Origin of the sequence: Arthrobacter sp. UYCo732 (genome assembly GCF_040547265.1) — a bacterium.
Lineage (GTDB): Bacteria > Actinomycetota > Actinomycetes > Actinomycetales > Micrococcaceae > Arthrobacter.
The window spans coordinates 60,896-85,718 of the sequence record NZ_JBEPPJ010000009.1 but is presented as its reverse complement, the minus strand read 5'-3'; the positions used below and the strand labels follow the sequence as shown (position 1 = coordinate 85,718).

The 24,823-nt window shown below is 63.8% G+C and carries 26 protein-coding genes and 1 tRNA gene; 21 read left to right on the top strand and 6 right to left on the bottom strand.

What is annotated here, in order from left to right:
- Window positions 1–5 precede the first annotated feature (5 nt).
- Window positions 6–749 (bottom strand): M50 family metallopeptidase, encoded by a 744-nt coding sequence (locus tag ABIB45_RS13260; RefSeq protein WP_354216324.1) that lies wholly within the window; start codon window positions 747–749, stop codon window positions 6–8.
- Window positions 750–859: 110 nt separating this feature from the next.
- Here ABIB45_RS13260 and ABIB45_RS13255 point away from each other — a divergent pair, with 110 nt between their 5' ends.
- Window positions 860–1,324 (top strand): GatB/YqeY domain-containing protein, encoded by a 465-nt coding sequence (locus ABIB45_RS13255; RefSeq protein ID WP_354216323.1) that lies wholly within the window; start codon window positions 860–862, stop codon window positions 1,322–1,324.
- A 159-nt stretch (window positions 1,325–1,483) separates the two neighbouring features.
- Here the strand turns inward: ABIB45_RS13255 and ABIB45_RS13250 are convergent, their stop codons facing one another.
- Window positions 1,484–1,786, bottom strand: coding sequence for a DUF4193 domain-containing protein (locus ABIB45_RS13250; protein WP_056339942.1), 303 nt, complete (start codon window positions 1,784–1,786; stop codon window positions 1,484–1,486).
- Window positions 1,787–1,944: 158 nt separating this feature from the next.
- A tRNA-Leu gene (locus tag ABIB45_RS13245) sits at window positions 1,945–2,027 on the bottom strand.
- Window positions 2,028–2,199: 172 nt separating this feature from the next.
- Between ABIB45_RS13245 and ABIB45_RS13240 the strand changes: the two genes are divergently transcribed.
- Together ABIB45_RS13240 and ABIB45_RS13235 are read left to right on the top strand one after the other, a co-directional pair.
- Complete coding sequence (locus tag ABIB45_RS13240) at window positions 2,200–3,504, top strand: M20/M25/M40 family metallo-hydrolase (RefSeq protein ID WP_354216322.1); 1,305 nt, start codon at window positions 2,200–2,202, stop codon at window positions 3,502–3,504.
- Window positions 3,505–3,516: 12 nt separating this feature from the next.
- Complete coding sequence (locus ABIB45_RS13235; RefSeq protein ID WP_354216321.1) at window positions 3,517–4,677, top strand: acyl-CoA dehydrogenase family protein; 1,161 nt, start codon at window positions 3,517–3,519, stop codon at window positions 4,675–4,677.
- A 23-nt stretch (window positions 4,678–4,700) separates the two neighbouring features.
- Here ABIB45_RS13235 and ABIB45_RS13230 read toward each other — a convergent pair whose 3' ends face one another.
- Window positions 4,701–4,934, bottom strand: coding sequence for a DUF5703 family protein (locus tag ABIB45_RS13230; RefSeq protein ID WP_354216320.1), 234 nt, complete (start codon window positions 4,932–4,934; stop codon window positions 4,701–4,703).
- 39 nt (window positions 4,935–4,973) lie between these two features.
- On the opposite strand from ABIB45_RS13230, the gene ABIB45_RS13225 reads away from it, so the two are divergent.
- Window positions 4,974–5,240, top strand: coding sequence for a hypothetical protein (locus tag ABIB45_RS13225; protein ID WP_354216319.1), 267 nt, complete (start codon window positions 4,974–4,976; stop codon window positions 5,238–5,240).
- 30 nt (window positions 5,241–5,270) lie between these two features.
- Here the strand turns inward: ABIB45_RS13225 and ABIB45_RS13220 are convergent, their stop codons facing one another.
- Window positions 5,271–6,206, bottom strand: coding sequence for an aldo/keto reductase (locus tag ABIB45_RS13220; RefSeq protein WP_354216318.1), 936 nt, complete (start codon window positions 6,204–6,206; stop codon window positions 5,271–5,273).
- A gap of 50 nt (window positions 6,207–6,256) precedes the next feature.
- Here ABIB45_RS13220 and ABIB45_RS13215 point away from each other — a divergent pair, with 50 nt between their 5' ends.
- Together ABIB45_RS13215 and mshC are read left to right on the top strand one after the other, a co-directional pair.
- Window positions 6,257–7,090 carry an undecaprenyl-diphosphate phosphatase gene (locus ABIB45_RS13215; protein ID WP_354216317.1) on the top strand — a complete coding sequence of 278 codons (834 nt, stop codon included), beginning with the start codon at window positions 6,257–6,259 and terminating at the stop codon, window positions 7,088–7,090.
- Between the two features lie 15 nt (window positions 7,091–7,105).
- The gene (gene mshC / locus ABIB45_RS13210) at window positions 7,106–8,383 is read left to right on the top strand and encodes a cysteine--1-D-myo-inosityl 2-amino-2-deoxy-alpha-D-glucopyranoside ligase (protein WP_354216316.1); all 1,278 of its coding nucleotides are present in this window, start codon (window positions 7,106–7,108) and stop codon (window positions 8,381–8,383) included.
- A gap of 52 nt (window positions 8,384–8,435) precedes the next feature.
- Here the strand turns inward: mshC and ABIB45_RS13205 are convergent, their stop codons facing one another.
- Window positions 8,436–9,341 (bottom strand): PAC2 family protein, encoded by a 906-nt coding sequence (locus ABIB45_RS13205; RefSeq protein ID WP_354216315.1) that lies wholly within the window; start codon window positions 9,339–9,341, stop codon window positions 8,436–8,438.
- Window positions 9,342–9,542: 201 nt separating this feature from the next.
- On the opposite strand from ABIB45_RS13205, the gene ABIB45_RS13200 reads away from it, so the two are divergent.
- The 15 genes from ABIB45_RS13200 to tatC all read left to right on the top strand — a co-directional run bounded on the left by ABIB45_RS13200 (window position 9,543) and on the right by tatC (window position 24,815).
- Window positions 9,543–10,229 carry an HAD family hydrolase gene (locus ABIB45_RS13200; protein WP_354216372.1) on the top strand — a complete coding sequence of 229 codons (687 nt, stop codon included), beginning with the start codon at window positions 9,543–9,545 and terminating at the stop codon, window positions 10,227–10,229.
- Window positions 10,226–11,392 carry a site-2 protease family protein gene (locus ABIB45_RS13195; protein ID WP_354216314.1) on the top strand — a complete coding sequence of 389 codons (1,167 nt, stop codon included), beginning with the start codon at window positions 10,226–10,228 and terminating at the stop codon, window positions 11,390–11,392. Before ABIB45_RS13200 ends, ABIB45_RS13195 begins: the two co-directional genes overlap by 4 nt.
- A 107-nt stretch (window positions 11,393–11,499) precedes the next feature.
- Window positions 11,500–12,561 (top strand): tRNA (adenine-N1)-methyltransferase, encoded by a 1,062-nt coding sequence (locus tag ABIB45_RS13190; RefSeq protein WP_354216313.1) that lies wholly within the window; start codon window positions 11,500–11,502, stop codon window positions 12,559–12,561.
- A gap of 82 nt (window positions 12,562–12,643) precedes the next feature.
- Entirely contained in the window at window positions 12,644–14,392 is a 1,749-nt protein-coding gene (gene arc / locus ABIB45_RS13185) for a proteasome ATPase (protein ID WP_354216312.1), read from the top strand.
- Entirely contained in the window at window positions 14,389–16,062 is a 1,674-nt protein-coding gene (dop, locus tag ABIB45_RS13180; protein ID WP_354216311.1) for a depupylase/deamidase Dop, read from the top strand. The genes arc and dop overlap by 4 nt, the downstream gene beginning before the upstream one ends.
- 85 nt (window positions 16,063–16,147) lie before the next feature.
- Window positions 16,148–16,351, top strand: a complete 204-nt coding sequence (locus tag ABIB45_RS13175) for a ubiquitin-like protein Pup (RefSeq protein WP_354216371.1) — start codon at window positions 16,148–16,150, stop codon at window positions 16,349–16,351.
- A gap of 76 nt (window positions 16,352–16,427) precedes the next feature.
- Window positions 16,428–17,249 carry a proteasome subunit beta gene (gene prcB, locus ABIB45_RS13170; protein WP_354216310.1) on the top strand — a complete coding sequence of 274 codons (822 nt, stop codon included), beginning with the start codon at window positions 16,428–16,430 and terminating at the stop codon, window positions 17,247–17,249.
- 1 nt (window position 17,250) lies between these two features.
- Entirely contained in the window at window positions 17,251–17,970 is a 720-nt protein-coding gene (gene prcA, locus ABIB45_RS13165) for a proteasome subunit alpha (protein ID WP_354216309.1), read from the top strand.
- Window position 17,971: 1 nt separating this feature from the next.
- Complete coding sequence (gene pafA, locus ABIB45_RS13160; protein WP_354216308.1) at window positions 17,972–19,336, top strand: Pup--protein ligase; 1,365 nt, start codon at window positions 17,972–17,974, stop codon at window positions 19,334–19,336.
- A gap of 109 nt (window positions 19,337–19,445) precedes the next feature.
- Entirely contained in the window at window positions 19,446–20,375 is a 930-nt protein-coding gene (locus ABIB45_RS13155; protein WP_354216307.1) for an FKBP-type peptidyl-prolyl cis-trans isomerase, read from the top strand.
- A gap of 39 nt (window positions 20,376–20,414) precedes the next feature.
- Entirely contained in the window at window positions 20,415–20,810 is a 396-nt protein-coding gene (locus tag ABIB45_RS13150; protein WP_354216306.1) for an FKBP-type peptidyl-prolyl cis-trans isomerase, read from the top strand.
- 104 nt (window positions 20,811–20,914) lie between these two features.
- A complete protein-coding gene (locus ABIB45_RS13145; protein ID WP_354216305.1) occupies window positions 20,915–22,900 on the top strand; it encodes a helix-turn-helix transcriptional regulator in 1,986 nt (661 codons plus the stop codon).
- 419 nt (window positions 22,901–23,319) lie between these two features.
- A complete protein-coding gene (locus tag ABIB45_RS13140) occupies window positions 23,320–23,664 on the top strand; it encodes a hypothetical protein (RefSeq protein ID WP_354216304.1) in 345 nt (114 codons plus the stop codon).
- Between the two features lie 32 nt (window positions 23,665–23,696).
- Window positions 23,697–23,972: a Sec-independent protein translocase subunit TatA gene (gene tatA, locus ABIB45_RS13135; RefSeq protein WP_354216303.1), complete on the top strand. Its 276-nt coding sequence runs from the start codon at window positions 23,697–23,699 to the stop codon at window positions 23,970–23,972.
- A gap of 48 nt (window positions 23,973–24,020) precedes the next feature.
- Window positions 24,021–24,815 carry a twin-arginine translocase subunit TatC gene (gene tatC / locus ABIB45_RS13130; RefSeq protein ID WP_354216302.1) on the top strand — a complete coding sequence of 265 codons (795 nt, stop codon included), beginning with the start codon at window positions 24,021–24,023 and terminating at the stop codon, window positions 24,813–24,815.
- Window positions 24,816–24,823: the final 8 nt, after the last annotated feature.

The following is a 24,823-nucleotide window of genomic DNA, read 5'->3' as shown; positions in this document are numbered from 1 at the left end:
CAAGCCTAGGCGACTGCGTCGAGGATTGAAGAGATGGGTTGCCACGCGACCAGCCAGCAGCCGGCAACAATGGCGAGAAACAGCGCAATCCAGATGCCCGACGGAACTGACGTTGAGCGGTACAGAATGTAGGCATCGGAACTGGCCAGCCGGTCCCGGCGCCGCAGGTGGACGTTGGTGAGTTTGGCAAGGTCCCTGACTGCTGCGACCAACAGGGCCACACCCAGGCTGATCGCCACGTGGCCGGTGAGGCCGCTGGGGACAAAAAGGACGAGCAATACGCCGCCGGTGATCGCACCGCCGGTGATAAGGACACCGGCGAAGTTCCGCATAAAGAGCAGCGAAGCTATGAGGATGAGCGTGCCGGTAGCAAGGGCTGCCGGACCCCAGCCACCAAACCCGGCGGTGACCAGGGCGGCTCCCGTCAGGGCTGGAACCGGATAACCCCAGAATCCCGACCACACGGCAGCGAGCCGTCCCCGGCTGTAACTGGTGGTGGTGCCGGAATGGTCCAGCCGGAGCGTGATTCCGCTGAGGCGTTGGCCGCTCATGAGTGCGGCAAAGGCGTGGCCGAGTTCATGGGTTGCGGTGGCGAGGAGCCCAAAGTACTGCCACGTGGCCCGGGGGATGGACAGTGCGGTTGCCATCAAGAAGACCACCGCCAGTTCGACAAGCGTCACGTGGGGGACGGCTGCCATGCTGAAGGCGTCCATGGCCCGCTGCCACAGTTGCTCGGAAAGCAAATTCATTCCCCGCCGGACAGGGAGTAGTTATTGTCAGCCATAGGCCTCTACGGTACTAGAGGGACGGTTCATCATTGTCCTGCCTCCCGCCGGCGCTGAACGAATCGAGGAACACTGTGAGCAGTTTGAAGGAACGTCTGCACGCTGACGTTGTGGCACATATGAAGGAGCGGAATAAGACCGCCCTGATAACGGTGCGCAATGTCCTGGGCGAAATCGAAACCCGGGAAAAGTCGGGGAAAACGCCTATTGAGCTCGATGATGCCCAGGTGACCTCGCTGTTGCAGAAGGAGGCAGCCAAGCGGCGCGAGACGGCAAAGATCTACACGGACGCCGGCGAAGCTCAGCGGGCTGCCGCCGAGATCGCCGAGGCGGAAGTCATTGAGGCGTACCTGCCCCGTGCGCTCACGGCTGCGGAAGTCGAGGCGATCGTTGACGAAACTATTGCCGGGCTGCGGTCCGAAGGCGTGGAACCAGGCCTTCGTCAGTTGGGTGCCGTCATGAAACCTGTCACGGCGCGGATTGCCGGGCGCTTCGACGGCAAGGCGGTCAGCGAGATCGTGCGCAGCCGGCTGGCGTGAATCCGAAGCCCAACCCCGCAGGACTCAACCCTGCCTAACTCAACATTCACTGGCTCAACATCGCGAAACAGGAAAGGCACGCCTACTGTGTGTGGGCGTGCCTTGATCTCCTGCCGGCGGGTAAAGAAACCGGAACAGATAATTCTGCGGTGCTTGGAATCAGCCTTCGCAGTCCGTGCAGTAGCTGTGGCCGTCTTTCTGGCGTGCAATCTGCGAGCGGTGCCGGACCAGGAAACAGGAGTAGCACGTAAACTCGTCCTCGGCCTGGGGGATAACCTGAACGACCAGTTCCTCGGCAACGAACTCGCCGCCGGGGACGCCGGCGCCATCCAGTCCATCGGCTTCATCGAGCTCGAGGACGACGCTGCGGGCGTCCGGTGCATTGGCGGACTGCAGTGCCTCGAGTGAGTTGTCCTGCGACTCCTTGACGTCGGAGCGAAGTTCATCGTAATCGGTTGCCACTTAGGTGTATCTCTTTTCTTTGGTTCGTCTGTCGCGTATGCAACGTACAGCATCCGGCTGCTATTCCCCAATAGGCTGGCAAAAATTTGTCTGTGGCGCCGCGGGCAGATATAGAAAAAACCCCCGAAATCCAAGGATTCCGGGGGTTTTCCCATGTGTGCGCGGAGGGGGACTTGAACCCCCACCCCCTTTCGAGGACTAGCACCTCAAGCTAGCGCGTCTGCCATTCCGCCACCCGCGCAGGTGGTAATTCGGTCAACGGTTCCGCCTTTCAGCGTTTCGCGTTTGTCCGAAGCAGCGAGAAAGACTCTAACACGAAGTTTCCGTAAACATCGAATCGGGGCGGATGGGTAGGCTGAAGGCACACGAAACCGCCCTGGTTTTCCCGCCAGCCCCCTGCCCAAGGAGTTTCCATGTCTGACATCCGTGCCGAGGACGAAGTTGTCCGGATCTGCCAGAACCTTATCCGGATAGACACCTCGAACTACGGTGACGGTTCCGGGCCGGGCGAGCGGGCAGCAGCTGAGTACACGGCGGGGCTGATCGAGGAGGTTGGCCTCGCTGCGGAGATCTTCGAATCTGCTCCCGGCCGGGCCAGCGTCGTTACCCGCATGACAGGCCAGGACCCTTCTGCCAGCGCGTTGGTGGTGCATGGTCATCTGGACGTCGTTCCGGCGCTGCGTGACCAATGGTCCGTGGATCCCTTCGGTGCCGAAGTGAAGGATGGACTCATCTGGGGCCGCGGGGCAGTGGACATGAAGGACATGGATGCCATGATCCTTTCCGTCATGCGGGATTTGGCGAGGTCGGGACGGAAACCCAAGCGCGATATCGTGTTCGCCTTTTTTGCCGACGAGGAGGCCGGCGGTGAGTACGGCGCCCGTTACGCCGTTGACAAGCGGCCGGAGCTTTTCGAGGGCGCCACCGAAGCCATCTCAGAAGTGGGCGGGTTCTCGGCAACCATCGGCGGCCAGCGCACGTACCTCCTGCAGACCGCGGAAAAGGGCATCTCCTGGCTTCGTCTGGTGGCCCACGGCCGGGCAGGACACGGCTCCCAGATCAACACGGACAACGCGGTGACGCGCCTGGCGGCGGCGGTGACCCGGATCGGTGAATACAAGTGGCCCATTGAGCTCACTCCTACAACGCGGCAGTTCCTGGACGGCGTGACCGAACTCACCGGCGTCGAATTCGATCCGGACAACCCGGACCGCCTCCTTGACCAGCTCGGCACGGTAGCCCGCTTTGTTGGGGCTACCCTGCAGAACACCACTAACCCCACGCTGCTGAAAGGCGGCTACAAGCACAACGTCATCCCCGAATCGGCTGAGGCGCTGGTGGACTGCCGCACTCTTCCCGGCCAGCAGGATCACGTCCTGGAAATCGTGCGGGAACTCGCGGGTGCAGGCGTTGATGTGAGCTATGTCCACAACGACGTTTCGCTGGAAGTGCCGTTCGCTGGGAACCTGGTGGACTCCATGATCGATGCTCTGCATTCCGAGGATCCCGGTGCGAAGGTCCTGCCGTACACTCTTTCCGGGGGCACGGACAACAAATCCCTGAGCAGGCTGGGCATCACCGGCTACGGCTTCGCACCCCTCCAGTTGCCTGCGGACCTTGATTTCACCGGAATGTTCCACGGCGTGGATGAAAGAGTCCCCGTGGACTCCCTGAAGTTCGGCGCCCGGGTCCTCAACACTCTCCTCACCAACTACTGAGCCGTGCAGGACATGACACCCGAAGAACTCCTTCCTGACCCGCTGCTCGAGGGCATCCGCAGCCGCGCTGCCCGTTACGACCGGGACAATTCGTTTTTCGCTGAGGACCTTGAAGAGTTGACCGCCGCGGGCTACCTCAGGCTTTTTGTTCCAACGTCCGACGGCGGCCTGGGGCTTGGGCTCGAGGCGGCAGCTCAGTGCCAGCGGAGGCTGGCAACGGCTGCTCCCGCCACCGCCCTGGCCGTCAATATGCACCTGGTCTGGACCGGCGTCGCACAGGTCCTGGCCGCCCGGGGCGATGAATCACTGGACTTCGTCCTGCAGGAAGCAGCCCGCGGCGAGATCTTCTCGTTCGGCAATTCCGAAGCCGGAAACGATTCGGTCCTTTTTGATTCGAAGACGGCGGCCGTCCCGCTGCCAAGCGGCGGTTACAGCTTCACCGGTACCAAGATCTTCACCAGCCTTTCGCCGGCATGGACCAGGCTGGGGATATTCGGCAAGGACGCCCACGCCCGGGCAGGCGACGGCGAGTTGGTGCACGGATTTATCCAGCGGGACGCTGCGGGTTACACCATCCTGGACGACTGGGACACCCTGGGCATGCGGGCCAGCCAGTCCAACACCACGGTCCTTGACGGCGTCGAGGCAGGGCCGGACCGGATTTTCCGAAAGCTGCCGGTGGGGCCCAACGCCGATCCGCTGATCTTCGCTATCTTCGCCTGCTTTGAGTCCTTGCTCGCTGCCGTATACACCGGAATCGGCGAGCGTGCCCTCACCCTTGGAGTGGAGGCGGTGAAACGGCGGACCTCCTTCAAGAACGGCGGCAGAAGCTACGCACAGGATCCGGACATCCGCTGGAAAGTCGCCGAGGCCGCGATGGCCATGGACAGCCTCTACCCCCAGCTGCTGGCCGTTACCCACGACGTCGATGCCCTCACCGACCACGGGTCCCAGTGGTTCCCCAAGCTGGTCGGACTGAAGGTGAATGCCACGGAGACCGCACGCCGCGTAGTGGACCTGGCCATCAGGGTCAGCGGTGGTTCAAGCTACTTCCGAGGCTCTGAACTCGAGCGCCTGTACCGGGACGTCCTGGCCGGCATGTTCCACCCGTCAGATGATGAATCGGCGCACAACACGGTGGCGAACGCCTGGCTGGGGCCGCTGGAGGCCTAGCCGGTCCGCTGGTCTACGCACCCTTATACGGTCCGCTGGACCTGCATGACCCGGCGGCGGAGCCAGAAGCGCCTGGCGCCGCCCAGATACAGCACGCTGCGCTCCAGCTCCCACTTGCCGTACTCGGAATGCTCCACGAGCCGGCGCCTGGCATCAGGCAGTGAATCGTCGGGGCTGACCGTCAGTACGAGGTACTCGTACTGCTTAAGAAAGTCCCGTTCGCGCTGGACCGAGCTGGTGAGAAAATGTTCCTTCATTGCTCTCCATTTTCGTCCTTTTCCGGCTAACGTGAAGTCATGAGCATCGATCCGCGTGTCGCGCTTCAGTCCTTGACAACCGCCTTGGAAGAACACCTTATAGCAGCATCCAACCGGCGCGACGATGGGGATCCCGCCGTCGAAGCCGCTTTTTTTGCCGTTTCAGATGCGTTCGAGGTTTATGAAGACGCGCTCTACGAGGCTTACAGCGAGGTCACGCCCCTTCAGGTCTTTGACGACGAAGAGGACGAGGACGATGACGCCACTATCACCGAAGACGAGGACATCGAAATCCTCGAGGACTGACGCGACCGGACACCAGCACGTTCCACAGCCTTAGGCGGGCTGGGACACATCCTCGAGCGCCCGCGCAATCTCCGGGGGAAGGCGGGTCAACTGGGCAGCGAGGATCTCTTTTGCCTGGAGCGGCGTGCGGGGTCCGACGACGGCGGTGGCCACCCCATGCTGCGCCAGCAGCCAGCTCAGCGACACATCAAGTGGCGTCCGGCCCAGGCCCTTGGCTGCCATCGCCACAGCTTCCACAACACTCGAGGGCTGCTGCTCCAAATACGGCTCCACATAAGGTGCGGAACCAGGACGCGCCGCGCGGGAATCAGCGGGGATACTGCTGCGGTATTTGCCTGTCAGCACGCCCCGGCCCAGGGGTGCCCATGCCATCAGCCCCAGGCCGGCGTCTTCAACGGCCGGGATCAGTTCCGCCTCAGGTGTCCGCTGGAGCAATGAGTACTCGGCCTGGGCAGCGACGAGCTGAAAGCCGGCCACTGCTGCGGCCTTTGCGCTCTGCCAGCCATTGAAATTAGCAATGCCCGCATAACGGGCGCGGCCGCTGCGGAGCGCGAATTCGAGGGCAGACAGCGTTTCATCCAGGGGGACGTTGCCGTCCCATGCCTGGGCAAACCAGACGTCCACATAATCAGTTCCAAGCCTCGCCAGGCTGGCGTCCAGGCTGCTCAGCATCGCGTTTCGCGACGTGTCCACCGTCCGCCGGCCGTCCGACGCCGACGTCCCCGCTTTAGTGGAAATGCAGACTTCGGTGCGGGAGACCACGTCACCCAACAGGGACCCGATCATCGCCTCCGCACGCCCTTCCGAGTAGGAGGCAGCCGTGTCGATGAGTTTTCCGCCGCCGTCGACGAATGTGCGCAACATCTCCGAGGCGTCCTGTTCATCGGTTTCGCCGGCCCAGGACATGGTGCCGAGGGAGAGGGCGGAGACTCGCAATCCACTGTTGCCGACGTAACGCTGCTGCATAGCTGCAAGCTTACGGGGAATCAACAGGGTGCATGACGTAGTGTCTTAGCGTGAACTGGTTTGAAGCGGCCCTGCTGGGCCTGATACAGGGTCTGACCGAATTTCTACCGATTTCATCAAGCGCGCATCTGCGGATTGTGGGACAGTTCCTACCCAACGCGTCTGATCCAGGGGCGGCGTTTACGGCGATCACCCAGCTCGGTACCGAAACTGCAGTGGTGGTGTACTTCTGGCGCGACATTGTCCGGATCATCAAAGCGTGGGCGGGCTCGCTGGGGGGCAAGGTTGCCCGGAACGATCCCGATGCGCGCATGGGCTGGCTGGTGATTCTCGGCAGCCTGCCGATCATCGTGCTGGGCCTGCTCTTCCAGGACCAGATTGAGTCGGTACTCCGCAGCCTGTGGATCGTCGCTACCATGCTGATCGTTTTCGGCTTGATCCTGGCTGTGGCGGACGCTATCGGAAAGCAGGAAAGGGATCTTTCCCAGCTCACGTACAAACACGGCATCCTGTACGGATTCGCCCAGGCCCTGGCTCTCATCCCCGGCGTCTCCCGATCCGGCGGCACCATCACCGCAGGCCTCCTGATGGGCTACACACGCGAAGCCGCCGCCCGCTACTCGTTCCTCCTGGCCATCCCGGCGGTGTTCGGCAGCGGGCTGTACCAGCTGTACAAAGTGGTCAGCAAGGACGGCATCACGGGCCCGTACGGACTCCCGGAGACTGCGCTGGCCACAGTCATCGCCTTTGCGGTTGGCTACATGATCATTGGGTGGTTCCTTAAATTCGTCTCCACGCGGAGCTACCGGGTCTTTGTCTGGTACCGGATCCTCCTGGGCTTGGCCTTATACCTCCTGCTCGGTTTCAATGTCATCAGCGCCTAGAAGTAGGCTAGGGCTGTGAAATCCTGGACCTCCCGCCCTGTACCTGTTGTGCCCGGCGCCATGCCCGCCATCCGTCTCTTCGACACCGCCCAGGGGCGCGAAGTAGGCCTGCCTTCCGGTGGTGAGCAGTCACTGTATGTCTGCGGCATCACTCCATATGACGCCACCCACATGGGCCACGCCGCCAGCTACGTGGCGTTTGACCTCTTGAACAGGGCCTGGCGGGACGCCGGCGACAAGGTCTCCTACGTCCAGAACGTGACCGATGTGGATGATCCCCTGCTGGAGCGCGCCACAGCCACCGGTGTGGACTGGCAGGACCTGGCAGCGAGCCAGATCGAACTATTCCAGACGGACATGGAAGCCCTGAACGTCGTGGCCCCGGACCGCTACATCGGCGCTGTTGAATCGGTGGACCTGATTGTTCCCGCCATTGAGCGCCTGGTGCGAATGGGCCTGGCCTACCGTGTGCCGGGTGCGGCGGGAGAACCCGACGGCGATGTCTACTACGACGTCGAAGCCGCCGGCAAGCAAACCGTCGCACCTGATGCCTGGACCCTGGGCTCGATCTCACACCTCGGTGAAGCCGAGATGCTTGAACTTTTTGCCGAACGCGGCGGCGACCCAGGCAGGGCCGGCAAACGGCAGGCGCTGGATCCCCTCCTCTGGCGGGTGGCCCGGGACGGCGAACCCAGCTGGCCCGGCGGCGAGCTGGGCCAGGGCAGGCCGGGGTGGCACATCGAGTGCACGGTCATCGCCCAGCAGTATCTTCCCGCACCCTTCACCGTCCAGGGCGGCGGCTCAGACCTCATCTTCCCCCACCACGAAATGGGGGCAGGCCACGCCTATTCGCTGGCCGGTGTTCCGCTGGCACACCACTACGCCCACGCCGGAATGGTGGGCCTGGACGGTGAAAAAATGAGCAAATCCAAGGGCAACCTGGTCCTGGTGTCAAAGCTGCGGGCAGCCGGCGAGGAGCCAGCCGCCATCCGGCTGGCAATCCTGGCCCACCACTACCGTTCAGACTGGTCATGGACGCCGGCGGGCTTCGCGGACGCGAAGGACAGGCTCGCGGCCTGGCGCCGCGCCCTCTCCGTCGCGCCGGCCGGATCCGCGGCAGCCGTGATCGGGGAAATGCGGTCGGCGCTTGCCGCCGACCTGAATGCGCCGGGAGCGCTGGAAGCTGTCGACCGCTGGGCCGCTACGTCGATCGCAGCCGCGGAAGCGGGCAGCCCACGGGATGAAGCCCTGGTGAGGGAAGCCGTCGAGGCGCTGCTCGGCGTCGTACTTTAGCGAAGTGACCGTCCGCCCGCCATGTAACTGCGGGCGGACGCCGGCACAGGGCTCAGGGTTTGTCGCGGCCCCGCCGCTTCAGGTAGCGCTCAAACTCACGCGCGATGGACTCTCCGCTGGCTTCCGGGAGGTCGGCGGTGTCCTTCGCTTCCTCAAGCTGGCGGACATACGCTGCGATTTCCGGATCTTCGGTGGCCAACTCGTCCACGCCGCGCTCCCACGCAGCTGACTCCTCCGCCAGCTCGTGGGTATCCAACGGTAGCTGGAGCAGCTCTTCCACCCGGTGCAGAAGGGCCAGTTGGGCCTTGGGTGACGGGGACTGGGCAACGTAGTGGGGGACCGCCGCCCACAGCGAGACCGTGGGAATTCCGGCCAGCAGGGCTACTTCGGACAGCACACCAACAATGCCCACGGGACCTTCGTACTGGGACGGTTCCAGATTGAGTCGTTCCCGAAGCGGGGCGTCATCCGAGGACGTGCTCACCGGAATCGGCCTGCTGTGCGGCACATCGGCCAGCAGCGCCCCCACAAGAACCACATAATCCACCTTCAGCGCTTCCGCATGGACCAGCAGTTCCGCGGTGTAGGCCCGCCATTTGTAAGACGGCTCCGTACCTTGGACGAAGATGACATCCACATTCGAATCCGGCGCACTTGCCTTGTAGATCCGGGTGGCGGGCCACTTGATCTTGCGTTCCCCGGACGCGGTCCGGCGGACGGTGGGGCGGGTGAACTGGAAATCGTAGTATTCGTCGGCGTCGATGGACCCGACTTTTTTGCCGCCCCACACCCTATTGAGATAGCGCAGCGAGTCACTGGCTGCTTCGCCGGCATCGTTCCAGCCTTCAAATGCCGCCAGCATCACAGTGATGCGCTCCCCATCGGCCACTGGCAGCAGGAACTGCTCCTGTTCAGGCGCGGCACCAGGTTCCGTGGTGTCTCCGTCGAAGCTATTCATTTCTTCACCCTACGTCCAAGAACCGGGACGATGCATTCCATGCACGGCCAAAAAGTGTGCCTGCGTCGCCCCCCGGCACGCCGCACCCACCGCGATATTCGCCAAGGGCGTACCCCACGGCTGGCGTTAAGGCTGGCACCGTAGACTGAACGCATGCGATCCTCACCCCCTGTTTCCCCGCTCCGTGCTGTTCTTTGGGATATGGACGGCACCATCGTGGATACGGAACCGTATTGGATTGCCGCAGAGCGCGCCCTGGTGGAAGCCCATGGCGGTACCTGGTCACACGAACAGGCCACCCAACTCGTAGGGCAGGCCCTGACGTTTTCAGCCGCAATCCTGCAGGACGCCGGCGTCCGGCTGGAGACCAGGCAAATTATCGACACCCTGACCGCGGAAGTAATCCAGAGCGTCCAGCGCTCCGTCCCGTGGCGTCCCGGAGCCAGGGAACTGCTCGATGACCTGCACAGCGCCGGCGTGCGGTGTGCGCTGGTCACCATGTCAGAGGGGCCGCTGGCCCGCGAAATCGTGGCGAGCCTGCCCAAGCCCTACTTCGAATTCATGGTCACCGGTGATACCGTGGCCCGGGGCAAGCCCCACCCGGAGGCCTACCTCAAAGCGGTGGAACTGCTTCAGGACGCAGATCCCGGACTGACCATCGACCACTGTGTCGCCCTGGAAGATTCGGCGCCGGGCGTGGCTGCGGCGCTGGCATCCGGGGTGGCCACAGTGGCAATTCCCCACATCGTCCCGCTGCCGGCAGACCCCAGGCACACCACTTGGGACTCTCTTGCAGGCCGCACGGTTTCTGAGCTGGAAGCAATCGCGGCCGAAAGCCTGGCAATTTCGGCGGGGTTGCTGGCGCCTACGTCCGGGAGCCCGTCTTGAGTGAAACGCCCGCTCCGGCTCGCCGGGAAGGAATCCGGCTCGGCCGGATCGCCGGAATCCCCATCATCCTGGCGTACTCCTGGTTTGTGATTGCCACCTTTACCGTCATCGTCTACGGACCGGTGCTGTTGGAACGCAATCCCGGATTCGGCATTACCGCCTACTACGTGGCGTTCGCCTACGCGTTGCTGCTGCTCATTTCGGTCCTGGTCCACGAGTTGGCTCACGCCCTCACTGCCAAGGTCTACGGCTGGCCCACCCAGAAGATCGTGCTGAATCTCTGGGGCGGCCACACCCAGTTTGAGAATTTCACCGCCACCCCGGCACGGTCCGTGGTCGTGGCGCTGGCAGGTCCGGCCGCGAACCTGGTCCTTGCCGGCGGCGCCTGGCTGGTCCTGTCCGGCGCCAGCATGGGTGTTGTGGCGGACACCCTGAGCAACATCTTTATGTGGGCAAACTTCGTCATTGGCATCTTCAACGTCCTGCCCGGACTTCCGCTGGACGGCGGACGCATTGTTGAATCGGCCGTCTGGAAGGCCACCGGCAGCCAGGCCAAGGGCACGGTAGCGGCCGGCTGGGCCGGCCGCGTCATCGTGGTGGCCCTCGGCCTCTGGTTCATAGCGATGCCGCTGCTGGCCGGCGTGACTCCGGATTTCAGCCTCCTGATGATCACCGTCCTCGTCGGCGGGTTCCTCTGGATGGGGGCAAGCGCCGCCATCCAGCAGGGAACCATGCGCGGCCGGCTGCACCTGGTGAGCGCAACGGCCCTCGCGGCCCCCGCCGTCGGACTTCCCGCGACCGCCACCGTTGCCGACATCCGCCGCCTGGCATCGGAGGGATCGCCAGCAGTCGTGGTGTGCGGGCCGGAGGGACGCCCGCAGGGTGTCGTGGACAGGCGCGCACTCGCCGCAGTTCCCGAGTCTGCAGCGGATTCCACCTCCGCGACGGCGGTGTCCTACGCTTTGGCGGCTGGCGCCTACGTACCTGAATGGTCGCAGGGACAGGAACTGATCCAGTATCTTTCGCAGCTGGAAGGCCATGAGTATGCCGTGGTGGACCACAACGGCACCGTCACCGGCCTCCTGTCGCAAAACGCGGTAGTGACCGCCATCACCGGTAAGGCAGTCCGGCCGAATAAGCACCCGCAGGGTCAAAGCCGGTAGAGTTACGTGCCGGCCGTGCACTGCCGCCGCATGGTTGCCCGTGCCTGTACGCACCCGGCGGACTATTGATGCGTGGCCCCATGTCTTACAGGAACGAGGAACTTTTCATGAGCAGCGAATCTGCCGCCGCAACCGCAGCACCGTCCACAGCCGGTGTTGCCGCCAACGGTGTCCAGCCGGTGGGGGCTGCCCGCCGCCGCGGACCTTTCCGCGAAGGGGAGCGGGTCCAGCTGACTGATGAACGCGGCCGCATGAACACCGTCACGCTTGAAATCGGCGGCGCCTTCCACACCCACCGCGGCTTCCTGAACCATGATGGGATCATCGGCAAAGCGGACGGCTCTGTTGTGGTGAACAACGTCGGCCAGCAGTATCAGACGCTGCGCCCGCTCCTCTCGGACTTTGTCCTTTCCATGCCCCGCGGCGCCGCAGTGGTCTACCCCAAGGACGCCGGCCAGATCGTCACCATGGCCGACATCTTCCCGGGCGCCAGGGTGGTTGAAGCCGGTGTGGGTTCCGGTGCCTTGTCCATCTCATTGCTCCGGGCAGTGGGAGACAACGGCTACCTGCACTCCTTCGAACGCCGTGAAGAATTTGCGGACATCGCCCGTGGGAATGTGGAGACCATCTTTGGTGGCCCCCACCCCGCCTGGAAAATTTCGTTGGGCGACTTCCAGGAGGAAGTGGTCCGCAGCGAGGCTCCCGGCTCCGTTGACCGCGTGGTCCTGGACATGCTGGCTCCCTGGGAGTGCCTGGACGCCGTAGCCACCGTGCTTGCCCCCGGTGGTGTCTGGATCAATTACGTCGCCACCGTTACGCAGCTTTCCCGGACCGCGGAGGCCATCCGGGCAGACGGCCGCTTCACCGAACCCGACGCCTGGGAGTCCATGGTCCGCGGCTGGCACCTGGAGGGCCTGGCAGTCCGCCCGGACCACCGCATGGTGGCCCACACCGGCTTCCTCCTGGTGAGCCGCCGGCTGGCCGACGGCGTCACAGGAATTTCGGTCAAGCGGCGTCCCTCAAAGACAGATTTCAATGAAGAAGATGTCAACGCCTGGACGCCGGGCGCAGTTGGCGAGCGGCTGGTCTCCGACAAGAAGCTCCGCAGGGCCGCCCGCGATGCCATCGCCGGGACCAACGTCAAGGACGCACCGGAGATCACGAACTAGTCCACATTTCGGGAGTCGCCAGCAGTACCTGCCAACTTGGGGCTAAGGTCTTAAGCAGAAGAGCAGGAAGGGCTGATGCATCATGGAGACGCCGAATCAGGACTCCGGACGTACACCGGCGGAGCAGGCTGCCGCCAACGAACTGTCTGTCGCAGACCGGCAGGTCAACGTCCTCCGGGACAAACTCAGGCACATCGACCGCCAGCTTGCCGCCGCTACGCAGAATAACGCGAAGCTGGTCAGCACGCTGGAAGCGGCGAAAGTCGAAATCCTGCGCCTGAAAAACGCCCTGGACCAGGAAGGCCAGCCCCCGTACAGCTTCGGTACCATCCTGCAGCTCAATCCCCGGCGTATGCCATCAGCTGGCAGCGGGCAGGCCGCCACCGAGGAATCAGCCGATATTTTCAATGCCGGCCGGAAGATGCGGGTGGGGATCAGCCCCCTGGTCAACATCAACCAGCTGGCTGCCGGCCAGGAGGTCCTGCTCAACGAGGCACTGCTGATCGTTGCCGGTCTCGGTTACGAGCGCGCCGGCGAGCTCGCAACGCTCAAGGAAATGCTGGGAACGGACCGCGCGCTGGTAGTGGGCCGGGCGGATGAGGAGCGGGTCATCCGGCTCTCCGGCGCCCTGCTTACCGAAAAGCTCCGGGTAGGGGACGCCCTGTCCATCGATTCGCGCACCGGGTACGCCCTCGAGAAGGTTCCCCGCTCCGAAGTGGAGAACCTCGTCCTCGAAGAAGTCCCTGACATCACATACGAGGACATCGGCGGCCTCGGCCCGCAGATCGAGCAGATCCGGGATGCCGTTGAACTGCCGTTCCTCCACCCGGACCTGTACCGCGAACACGGGTTGAAGGCCCCGAAGGGCATTCTGCTTTACGGCCCGCCGGGCTGCGGCAAAACCCTGATCGCCAAGGCTGTTGCCAACTCGCTGGCCGCGCGGGCGGCTGAGCGGTCCGGCAATACGGACCTGAAAAGTTACTTCCTCAACATCAAGGGCCCGGAACTCCTGGACAAGTACGTGGGGGAGACGGAGCGCCACATCCGCCTGATCTTTTCGCGGGCCCGGGAGAAGGCTTCGGACGGCAGTCCGGTAGTGGTTTTCTTTGACGAGATGGATTCGCTGTTCCGCACCCGCGGCACCGGGATCTCCTCCGACGTCGAGACCACCATTGTGCCCCAGCTCCTGAGCGAGATCGACGGCGTGGAGCGGCTGGACAACGTCATTGTCATTGGTGCCTCCAACCGTGAGGACATGATTGACCCCGCCATCCTCCGCCCTGGCCGGCTTGACGTAAAGGTGAAGATCCAGCGTCCGGATGCCGAGGCCGCGGCCGACATTTTCAACAAGTACATCACCACGGACCTGCCGTTCCACGAGTCCGATCTCGCGGAACACAGCGGCGACGTCCAGGCGACCGTGGACGCCATGGTCCAGCGCACGGTCGAAGCCATGTACTCCACGGAGAAGTCCAACGAATACCTGGAGGTCACCTACGCCAACGGTGATACCGAGATGCTCTACTTCAAGGACTTCAACTCCGGCGCAGTGGTTCAGAACGTTGTGGACCGGGCCAAGAAGTACGCCATCAAAGACCTCCTGACCCTGCACCAGAAGGGCCTCCGGATTGAGCACCTGCTTCGTGCTGTGGTGGACGAATTCCGCGAGCACGAGGACATGCCGAACACCACGAATCCGGACGACTGGGCACGCATCTCCGGCAAGAAGGGCGAGCGGATCACCTACATCCGCACCATTGTGCAGGGCAAAGCCGGCCAGGAGCCCGGCAAGTCCATCGAAACGATGCCCAACACGGGACAGTACCTATGACGGCAGCCCCGGAACGCGCCGCCGGGGACTCGCTCCCTGCTGGCGGGGCCATGCGCGTGATGGGGGCGGAAACGGAGTACGGCATCCATGCGCCGTCCGCACCGGGGGCAAATGCCACCATGATGTCCGCCCGCGTTGTCCAGGCGTACGCCCACGTGACACGGCAACGGGCGGCCGGCGGGGCAGAGACCCGGTGGGACTACACGGATGAGGAGCCCCTACACGACGCCCGTGGCTGGACCCTGGAACGCGCTTCGGCCCACCCCAGCCAGCTCACCGACCAACCGCCGGTACTCGACGCCGAAGCGGTGGCGCTGGCCTACGGCCGCGAGGAGCTGGAACTGGACGGCGAGGACGGGGCCGGCAGCCTGCTGATGAACATGGTGCTGGGAAACGGTGCCCGCCTCTACGTGGACCACGCCCACCCGGAATACTCCAGCGCCGAGGTGACCAATCCCCGTGATGCCGTGATCTGGGATGCTGCTGGAGATCTCGTTGCGCTGGCAGCGGTGCGGCGCCTGGCTGCGGATCCAGAGCTGCCGCCGGTCAACCTCTATAAAAACAATACGGACAACAAGTCCGTCTCGTATGGCTCCCACGAGAACTACCTGATGCCGCGCTCAGTGCCTTTCGGGGACATTGTGCGGGGACTGACGCCCTTCTTCGTCACACGCCAGATTATGTGCGGCGCAGGGCGGGTGAGCAGAGGGCAGGACAGTTCCACCCCGGGGTACCAGATCAGCCAGCGGGCCGACTTCTTCGAAGCCGAAGTGGGCTTGGAAACCACCATCCGCCGGCCGATCATCAATACCCGGGACGAGCCCCATGCCACGGCCGACAAATACCGGCGCCTGCATGTCATCATCGGGGACGCCAACCTCAGCCAGTCCTCGAACTACCTTAAGTTCGGCACCACTGCGCTGGTCCTGAGCCTTATCGAGGCCGGCCTGGCGCCCAAAGTGGAGGTCCACGAGCCCGTTTCGGCCTTGCAGGCGGTCAGCCACGACACGTCGCTGACGGCCAGGCTCAGGCTTTTGGACGGCCGCCGCGTTACGGCCCTGGATCTGCAGTGGATGTACCACGAGGCGGCGGCCAAGCTGGCGCAGGACACCGGGGTTGCCGATGCTGTGGACGGGGACGGCCATACGCACGAAGTACTGGAACGCTGGGCCGCTACCCTGACCCAGCTCCATTCGGACAGGAGTAGCGCGGCCACCTCCGTGGAGTGGCTGGCGAAACTCTCCCTTTTGGAGGGCTATCGCAGCCGGGACAACCTCGCCTGGAATGACGCAAGGCTGGGCCTTGTGGACCTGCAGTGGGCCGACATCAGGCCGGAAAAGGGGCTGTACTACCGGTTCCTTGCCAGGAACCGCATGGATCGGATTGTCGAGGACTCGGCGATCGCCGCAGCGGTGACCGAACCGCCGCCGGACACGCGTGCGTTCTTCCGCGGACACTGCATCAGCAGCTTCGGCAAAGACGTGGTCGGGGCCAGCTGGGACTCGGTCATCTTCGATGTCCCGGGATACGGCCGGCTGCAGCGCGTGCCCACCAGGGAGCCCCTTCGCGGCACCAGGGCCCTCACGGGAGGGCTATTCGCCCGCCACCGCACGGCCGGACCGTTCCTCGCCGAACTCCTTGGGCACAACACCCCTCCGCCTCCGGCGTAAACCGCGCCAGCAGGCGTTCAGCGTGGCAATATGGGCGTATCAGCAGATCCGCCCGGATCCGATGCTTCCCGAAGGAGAGATCACCATGGCAGGCCAGGAACAGCAGCAGCCACAATCGCGCGACAGCCAGGTCGAAGAGGACATCCCGGAGGCGCCCCCGGCCGCCCCCGAAGCCCAGGCATCGGCCGCCACCCAGGGCGTCGATGACCTCCTGGACGAAATTGACGGCGTCCTGGAGTCCAACGCTGAGGAGTTCGTCCGCGCCTTCGTCCAAAAGGGCGGCCAGTAGCCGCAGCCGGATAGTGGCGGACGCCGCGCCGGCCGGAAGCTGTTCCGTAGAAGGACCACGTTCAAGGAGTGCACCAGTGCAGGAATCAACCGCCAACCAGGTAGCCGGCAACGCGACGTCGTCATTTACCGAGCATCTGCAGCGGGACCGTCCGGACCTGCTTCCGTACAACCGCGCGCTGCCTGGGGCCACAGCCGGAGCCACTCCGCTGCAGGTGCCGCATGCCACCACCATCGTGGCGATGAGCTACGGCGGAGGTGTGCTGATGGCCGGTGACCGGCGAGCCACCATGGGCAACATGATTGCGAGCAGGCATATCGAAAAGGTCTTCCCGGCAGACAGGTACTCGGTGCTGGGAATCGCTGGCACTGCCGGGATTGCCATCGACCTGACGCGGCTCTTTCAGGTGGAACTGGAGCACTACGAAAAGATCGAAGGCACACTCCTGAGCTTGGACGGCAAGGCCAACCGACTGGGCGCCATGATCCGCGGCAATCTTCCCATGGCCCTGCAGGGCCTGGCAGTAGTGCCCCTCTTTGCCGGTTTCGACACTACTGCCGGAGTGGGCCGCCTCTTCTCCTACGACGTCACAGGAGGCCGGTACGAGGAACGCGAGCACCACACCGTCGGCTCTGGCTCTGTTTTCGCCCGTGGCGCGCTCAAAAAACTCTGGCGGCCCAACCTGACGGAAGCCGAAGCGGTCTCCGTTGCCGTCGAATCGCTCTATGACGCCGCCGACGACGACTCCGCAACAGGCGGTCCGGATCCGGTCCGCCAGCTCTGGCCCGTCGTGTACACGGTGAACCGGGACGGCGCCAGGCGCATCCCGGAACCGGAACTGGCGGCTGTGGCGGGAAGCATCATTGCGGCCCGGTCTGCTGAGCGGCGGGAGGCCTGACATGACGCAGCAGTTCTATGTCTCGCCTGAACAACTGATGAAGGACCGTGCGGACTTCGCACGGAAGGGCATCGCCCGCGGCAGGTCCGTGGTTGTCATCAGCTGCCAGGACGGAATCACCCTCGTCGCTGAAAATCCGTCACCTTCGCTGCATAAGGTCGGTGAGATCTACGACAAGATCGCCTTCGCCGCCGTCGGCAAGTACAACGAATTTGAGAGCCTGCGCCAGGCCGGGGTCCGATACGCGGACGTGCGGGGCTACTCCTACGACCGTGAGGACGTCACCGCGCGGGGCCTGGCAAGCGTCTACGCGCAAAGCCTCGGCGCGGTCTTCACTGCCGAGCAGAAGCCATTTGAAGTGGAACTTGCGGTCGCCGAGGTAGGCCCGACGCCGGAGCAGGACCACCTGTACCGGCTGACTTTTGATGGGTCGATCGCCGACGAGCACGGCTTCATCGTGATGGGTGGCCAGGCGGAGCGCGTCTCATCCGTCATCGCCGAGGGCTGGCGTTCTTCGCTGCGGTTTCCCGCAGCCGTCCGGCTGGCCATCAGCAGCCTGGCGGGCGGAACGGAGCAGGGCGAAGAGGGCGCGACCCTTCCGGCCAAAGCCGTTGAGGTTGCCGTCCTGGACAGGCAGTCGGAGACCGCCAGGGGCTTCCGCCGGGCCTTCCGGCGATTGAACGACGCCGACATCACGGCGCTGCTTGCGGAGGAGGACTGAGATGGACAAGAGGATCTTCGGTATTGAGACCGAATTCGGAATCTCGTATTCGAGCCCCGATTCGCGGCCGCTGGCGCCTGAGGAGGTGGCGAGGTACCTGTTCCGCAAAGTGGTCAGCTGGGGCCGGTCCTCCAACGTGTTCCTGACTAACGGTTCACGGCTGTATCTCGACGTCGGCTCGCACCCCGAGTACGCCACCGCGGAATGTGATGACCTCGCCCAGCTGGTCGCCCACGACCGCGCCGGCGAGTTGATCCTCGACGACCTCGTGGATGAGGCGCAGGCACGGCTTGCCGCCGAGGGGTTCAACGGAACCGTCTACCTGTTCAAGAACAACACCGATTCCGCCGGGAACTCCTATGGCAGCCACGAGAACTACCTCATCCCGCGCCGGGGCGAATTCTCCCGGCTCGCAGAGATTCTGATCCCGTTCCTGGTCACGCGCCAGCTGATCGCCGGCGCGGGCAAGATCCTGAAGACTCCGCACGGGGCAACATATGCATTTTCGCAGCGGGCAGACCACATCTGGGAAGGCGTATCATCGGCCACCACCCGGTCGCGTCCCATTATCAACACCCGGGATGAACCGCACGCCGACGCCGAATTCTTCCGTCGGCTCCACGTCATTGTGGGCGACTCCAATATGTCCGAAACCACGGCCCTGCTCAAGGTGGGCTCAGTGGACCTCATTCTCCGCATGATTGAGGCCGGGGTGATCATGCGGGACATGCGGATGGAGAATCCCATCCGCAGCATCCGGGAGATCTCCCACGACCTCAGCGGCCGTGCGCTGGTCCGGCTCGCCAACGGCCGCCAGCTCACTGCGTTGGAGATCCAGCAGGAATACCTGACCAAGGTCAAAGCTTTTGTGCAGGAGCACGGCGCCCACAACCCCCACGTTCCGCTGATCCTGGACCTCTGGGAGCGGACGCTGGATGCAATCGGAAGCGGTAATACCAGCACCATCGACACAGAAATTGACTGGGCCATCAAGAAGAAGCTGATGGACAACTACCGGGAGCGGCACGGCCTTGGCCTGGATGCACCCCGGATCGCCCAGCTTGACCTGACCTACCACGATATTTCACGGACCCGCGGCCTCTATTACCTGCTGCAGGCCAGGGGCGCGGTGCGTCGCGTGGTTGACGACACCGTGATCAAGGACGCCGTGGATGCACCGCCGCAGACCACCCGCGCGAAGCTCAGGGGCGACTTTGTCCGGCGGGCACAGGAACTGGGCAGGGACTACACCGTGGACTGGGTACACCTGAAGCTCAACGACCGCGCCCACCAGACCATCCTGTGCAAGGATCCGTTCCGCAGCATCGATGACCGGGTGGATGCCCTCTTGAACTCTATGGGGTGACGTTCAGGTTCAGGGGCTATCCTTGGCAGGGCCATTCTTTGGCCCTGCAGCGGTGCCGGGCACCTGTTCCGGTATCGCGTCCACCTTGCCCCGACGAAAGTTCTCTTACGTGCGCCGACTCCTAGCAATCCTTATCCCCGGTCTGCTGCTGCTTACCGCTTGTGGCGGTTCGCCCGCGGCACCGGAACCCACCAGCCAGTCGGCCGGTGACACTGCCAAGTTCGACTCCCTGAAACTGACGGAAAATGGGGACAAAAAAGCTCCGGGTGTTGAGTTCACCAAGCCGCTGGAGGTCACAGCACCCACCATCAAGGTGCTCGCTGAAGGTGACGGCGCCCCGGTAAAAGCAAACCAGATCGCCAACATTTCGATTCTCGCAGTCAACGGAACCGACGGTTCCACGCTGGAAGATACCTTCCCGGGAGAACCTGAGCCGCTCGAGCTCAGCGAGGACCTCAAGACCGGAAGCCCGGTCATCTACAACGCTTTTGTGGGGGCGAAACTCGGTTCAACCCTGGCCCTTGCCGTACCCGGGAAGGCTGCCGCTGCGGGCGCCACAGCCCAGCCAACCCAGCTTCTGGTGATCAAGCTGATTTCTGCGAAAGACGTGGCGCAGGCGCTCGAAAAGCCTGAGGGCGAAACTGTCACCCCGCCCGCCGGACTACCGACGGTCAAGGAAAATGACCAGGGCATCCCCGAGATCTACGTCGAGGGTGCCGCGGCACCAACCGCCTTGGTGGCGCAGGACCTCATCAAGGGAAAGGGCGCGGAAGTGAAGGCCACTGACACGCTCACCGTCAACTATGTGGGCGTCAACCTCGTGGGCGGCACCAAGTTCGATTCAAGCTTTGACCGCGGCAAGCCCGCCAGCTTCCCATTGACCGGCGTCATTAAGGGCTGGACCCAGGGACTCGCAGGCAAAACGGTGGGCTCCCGCGTCCTCCTTGTCGTTCCCAAGGACCTCGCATACGGTGATGCCGGCCAGGGCGAAGCCAAGGGTGACCTTGTCTTCGTTGTGGACATCCTGGGCGTCAAATAGCTTTCAACACATCACCCACCCACCATACGAAGGAGAAACATGTCATTTGGTCAACGCGATTTCGACCGCCAGAAGCCGGAGATTGACTTCCCGCAAGGCGATGTCCCCACCGAGCTGGTCATCACTGACCTCATTGAGGGCGACGGCACCGAGGCAAAGAAGGGCGACACTGTGTCGACACACTACGTCGGCGTGGCCTGGTCCACCGGCGAAGAATTCGATGCTTCCTGGGGCCGCGGCGCGCCGCTGGACTTCCGTGTCGGCGTGGGCCAGGTCATCCAGGGCTGGGACCAGGGCCTGCTGGGCATGAAGGTGGGCGGCCGCCGCCGCCTGGAGATTCCCTCTGAGCTGGCGTACGGCTCCCGCGGTGCCGGTGGGGCAATCGGCCCCAACGAAGCACTGATCTTTGTGGTGGACCTCGTCGGCGTCCGCTGACCGGAAAACACTGGGACCGGAAAGCGCGGTAACAATCAGGAGCTGTTTCCCGGTTGCTGCCGCGCTTTCGGCTTTCCGCGAAGGAATTTAGTAACGTAGCCAGAGTGTCCGTCACCCGTACTGAGCGCCTCTTGAACCTCCTGATCGCCCTTCTGAACACCAAATATGGCCTGCGCCGCTCAGAGCTGCGGGCGAAGGTCTACCACGACACCTCCGGCAACGACGTCGCGTTCGGCCGGATGTTTGAGCGGGACAAGAACGACCTCCGACAGTTCGGCTTCGACGTGGAAACGGTGACGGACCACGGCTGGAGCGAAGATGACCCGGCGACCACGCGCTACCGCATCGGCAAGGAATCGAACCGCCTGCCCGATGTCCGGCTCAGCCCGGGGGAGTGGACAGTCCTTCTCCTGGCTTCCCAGCTATGGGAGCGCGCCGCGTTGGGGGCTGCCGCCGCCAACGCCCTGCGAAAGCTCCAGGCCTCCGGAACGCTGTCCGACGTCGAACTTCCGCTCGGCGTGCAGCCGCGGATTAGACCGGCCGGCCAGGCGTTCGACGACGTTGTTGCGGCCATGCATGCCCGGCACCCGGTCAGTTTCCGGTACCTCGCCGGCACCACGGGCAAGGAAGAGCAGCGGACGGTAGAACCGTGGGGCCTCGGAAGCCGGTTTGGCCAGTGGTACCTGACCGGCTACGACCGTTCACGACTGGCGCCACGCCATTTCCGGCTTTCCCGGTTCACCGGCGGCGTCACCGTGCTGGGCAAGGAATCGTACTCGCCGCCGGCGGATTTCAACATCCGCGAAGAGTTGGACGGGCTCCCCGAACTTCCGCTCCGGACCGCCGTCGTGGACGTCCGGAGGGGGCGCCTCCTTGGTCTGCGCCGGCGCGCCGCGCTGGTGCCCAACCTCAGTGCGGAAACGCCCGACGGCGCCGACGAACGGCTGCACGTGGAGTTCCGGGACACCGAGGTGCTGGCCGAGGAGCTCGCCTCCTACGGACCGGACGCCGTGGCCCGTGAGCCCCAGGAACTGGTGGCGGCAGTGCGTCACCGGCTGCAGAGCGCCGCCACGTTCTGCGCGGTTCCGGTTCCTGGCTACCGGTTTGCGGACTCCCCGCGCGGCCCGTCCGTCCGCAAGCGTACTTCGGAGGACCAGCTCAAGCGCATGTTGCAGCTGGTGCCTTTCCTGGTCCACAACCAGGGCCTGCACATCCACGACGTCGCAGCACGGTTCGAGATCACACCCGCCGAGCTGGAGAGTGACCTCCGGATCCTCATCTGTTCCGGCCTGCCCGGGGGCTATCCTGACGACCTGCTGGATATCCACTGGGAGGAAGGCCATGTCTACATCACCCAGGATTTGGACCTCACCAGGCCGGTCCGGTTCACCGTGGATGAGGCCTGCGCACTCTTGACCGGTCTGGAGACGCTGAACGGGCTTCCGGAACTCGCCGAGGGCGGCGCCCTGGAATCGGTGACCCTTAAACTAATGGCGGCGGCCGGTGAAGAGGGTCTCCGGGCAGGTTCGCTGGCCGGCCCGGAAGTCGGGCCCGCGGATTCGGCCGTCCTTCACGTGGTCCGGGATGCCATCCGGGACCGCTCACAGCTGCGGCTGGTGTATTTATCCGCTCAGCGGGACCAGGTCTCCGAACGGAACGTGGACCCGCTCCGTCTGTACTCGCTGGACAACACCTGGTACTTCGAGGCCTACTGCCACTCCGCCCGGGGACTGCGGAATTTCAGGCTGGACAGGGTCCAGGGGATTGCGCCGAACGGAAACCCGGCGTCCACGCAGGTCCGGCCGGAAGAAGGGTTCCCGGCCAAACTGTTCACGCCCAACGACGACGACACCACCGTCCTGGTGCAGCTCACCAGGAAGGGCGCGGGACTGGCCGACGACTACTATGCCGAACGGGTGGCAACCCTGCCGGACGGCGGACTCGTGGCCGAGATCCGGTTTGGCAGCACAACCTGGCTGCCCATGTTCGTGGCACAGCATGGCGGGTCGGCACGGATCCTGCACCCCGTGGACCTTGCGGCCGCGTCGCGGGCCTGGATCGAGGCGGCCCTGGTCCGCTACGGCGACTAACATGTAGTGGATTCTGTCAAGAGGAGAGTGGGAAGCGGTCGCGGGCTTGAAAGCCGGGGGCCGCTTTTCTGATAAGTGCCGTGGGCAGGTTGGTCCGTGGTTCGCATCTTGTTTGGTCCGGGGCGTCTGGTGGGGGTGGTCAGCGTGTCGTTGGCGACGTGGTTTTGTCAGACTAATATGCACGGGTTTGGTTACCGCAGGACGAGGGGTTCGGCTGGTGCGGATTGCTTCTCTCGGGTCGAGCGTGGCCGTTTCCGGTTACTCATAGTCGCGACGCGAGTTCACTCCACGCGCTGCCTTGTGCCCACCTGCGCCCAGTCGCGGTCCGGATCCGCCGGGGCGAGAATGGACTCCAAGAGGACCAAGGGCCGCCCACGGCCAGCCCCCCCCACTCCCTCATATCGTCTAGACTCGTCAGCATGCCTTGGTGGTCATGGATCCTGATCTGGATAGCGCTCGTTGCGTTGTCCCTGCTCCTTTATGTCCTCCTGGGCATCCGTTTGTACCGCCAGATCAGGGCGGTACTGAAGGATCTTGGCGACGCCGGTTCGAAATTCGGTCACCTGGCACCGGTCGTGGCCGGCGAGCCACAAAGTGCCGCGCCGGTCCAACCGGGCGGCGCCATTTTTGCCTCGCCTGCACAGATGCGACATGATTACGACGCATCCAAGTCATCCCGCCGGGAGGACCGCCGCCAGAGGCGGGTACAGCGCAAGCACCATCGGGGCCAGCCCCAGTCGCTTCGCGATCTGGATCTCAGTTAGACGTAGGATGTTGTAAGAGGAAAGGAATTCCCGTGGGAAGACTCTTTGATGGCCCCTGGCCAATTGTCATAATCATCGTCGTTGCGCTGCTTCTTTTTGCTGCGCCCAAGCTCCCTGCCATGGCCCGCAGCCTGGGCCAGTCCATGCGGATCATCAAATCCGAGGTCAAGGAGATGAAGAACGACGGCAAGACTGAATCCACCGACGACGCCTCGGGGCCGGTGGAAGGCAAGATCGTCAATCACCCGCACCCCAAGCCCGGCGAGCCGACGGACGGCACTGACGTTCCGCCGTCTAACCGCGCATAACCTACAGTGGCACTGACGCGGGGCCGTAAATCCAACCCGGAGGGGCGGATGGCTCTTTGGGACCATCTCAAGGAGCTCAAGAACCGGCTGATCAAATCGGCAATTGCTGTGCTGCTTGCCGCCGTGGCAGGCTGGTTCCTTTACGACCCCGTCGTCGGAAGCCTCTCGGCCCCGCTGATATCCATTGCCCATGAAACCGGCCGGACGGCTGTCCTGAACTTTGCGACCATCGCGGATCCGTTTGCTTTCAAGATCCAGATTGCCATCCAGATCGGGCTGGTGATTTCCAGCCCGGTGTGGATCTACCAGGTTTGGGCTTTTATTACCCCCGGGCTGACCCGGAAGGAACGGGGCTACACGCTCGGCTTTATGACTGCCGCCGTACCCCTGTTCCTGGCCGGCGTTTTTGTGGCCTGGCTGGTTTTCCCTACGGTAGTCAGGGCACTGCTCCAGTTCACCCCCCAGACCGGCGCCAACAACATCTCGGCTACCGACTACCTCACGTTCGCAACGCAGATGCTGCTGACCCTGGGTATTTCCTTCCTGGTGCCCGTGATCCTGGTGGGTATCAACCTGGCCGGGATTGTGCGGGGCCGGACCATCTTCAAAGCCTGGCGGATCATCGTCTTCCTGGTATTCGTCCTCGCCGCCCTGGCCGCACCAGGGACCGACGCGCTGTCCATGTTCCTGCTGGCTGCACCCCTGCTGATCCTGTTTTTCGCCGCCATTGGACTGTGTATCTTCAACGACAAGCGCAAGGACAAACGGGTGGCGAAACAAGTTGCCGAGACGGACGCAACAGCCGACATCGCTACTCCCGGCAGTGAACTGAAGAACCTGTAGCGCGCAGC

What these genes read in the sequence shown, in the direction of transcription:
- tatC (WP_354216302.1), top strand. Translation starts at nt 24,021, where the DNA reads ATGGCTCTTTGGGACCATCTCAAGGAGCTCAAGAACCGGCTGATCAAA.
- ABIB45_RS13225 (WP_354216319.1), top strand. Translation starts at nt 4,974, where the DNA reads ATGAGCATCGATCCGCGTGTCGCGCTTCAGTCCTTGACAACCGCCTTG.
- ABIB45_RS13230 (WP_354216320.1), bottom strand. Translation starts at nt 4,934, where the DNA reads ATGAAGGAACATTTTCTCACCAGCTCGGTCCAGCGCGAACGGGACTTT.
- ABIB45_RS13140 (WP_354216304.1), top strand. Translation starts at nt 23,320, where the DNA reads ATGCCTTGGTGGTCATGGATCCTGATCTGGATAGCGCTCGTTGCGTTG.
- dop (WP_354216311.1), top strand. Translation starts at nt 14,389, where the DNA reads ATGACGGCAGCCCCGGAACGCGCCGCCGGGGACTCGCTCCCTGCTGGC.
- ABIB45_RS13175 (WP_354216371.1), top strand. Translation starts at nt 16,148, where the DNA reads ATGGCAGGCCAGGAACAGCAGCAGCCACAATCGCGCGACAGCCAGGTC.
- ABIB45_RS13150 (WP_354216306.1), top strand. Translation starts at nt 20,415, where the DNA reads ATGTCATTTGGTCAACGCGATTTCGACCGCCAGAAGCCGGAGATTGAC.
- ABIB45_RS13190 (WP_354216313.1), top strand. Translation starts at nt 11,500, where the DNA reads ATGAGCAGCGAATCTGCCGCCGCAACCGCAGCACCGTCCACAGCCGGT.
- pafA (WP_354216308.1), top strand. Translation starts at nt 17,972, where the DNA reads ATGGACAAGAGGATCTTCGGTATTGAGACCGAATTCGGAATCTCGTAT.
- ABIB45_RS13220 (WP_354216318.1), bottom strand. Translation starts at nt 6,206, where the DNA reads ATGCAGCAGCGTTACGTCGGCAACAGTGGATTGCGAGTCTCCGCCCTC.
- ABIB45_RS13200 (WP_354216372.1), top strand. Translation starts at nt 9,543, where the DNA reads ATGGACGGCACCATCGTGGATACGGAACCGTATTGGATTGCCGCAGAG.
- ABIB45_RS13205 (WP_354216315.1), bottom strand. Translation starts at nt 9,341, where the DNA reads ATGAATAGCTTCGACGGAGACACCACGGAACCTGGTGCCGCGCCTGAA.
- arc (WP_354216312.1), top strand. Translation starts at nt 12,644, where the DNA reads ATGGAGACGCCGAATCAGGACTCCGGACGTACACCGGCGGAGCAGGCT.
- prcA (WP_354216309.1), top strand. Translation starts at nt 17,251, where the DNA reads ATGACGCAGCAGTTCTATGTCTCGCCTGAACAACTGATGAAGGACCGT.
- ABIB45_RS13260 (WP_354216324.1), bottom strand. Translation starts at nt 749, where the DNA reads ATGAATTTGCTTTCCGAGCAACTGTGGCAGCGGGCCATGGACGCCTTC.
- ABIB45_RS13235 (WP_354216321.1), top strand. Translation starts at nt 3,517, where the DNA reads ATGACACCCGAAGAACTCCTTCCTGACCCGCTGCTCGAGGGCATCCGC.
- ABIB45_RS13240 (WP_354216322.1), top strand. Translation starts at nt 2,200, where the DNA reads ATGTCTGACATCCGTGCCGAGGACGAAGTTGTCCGGATCTGCCAGAAC.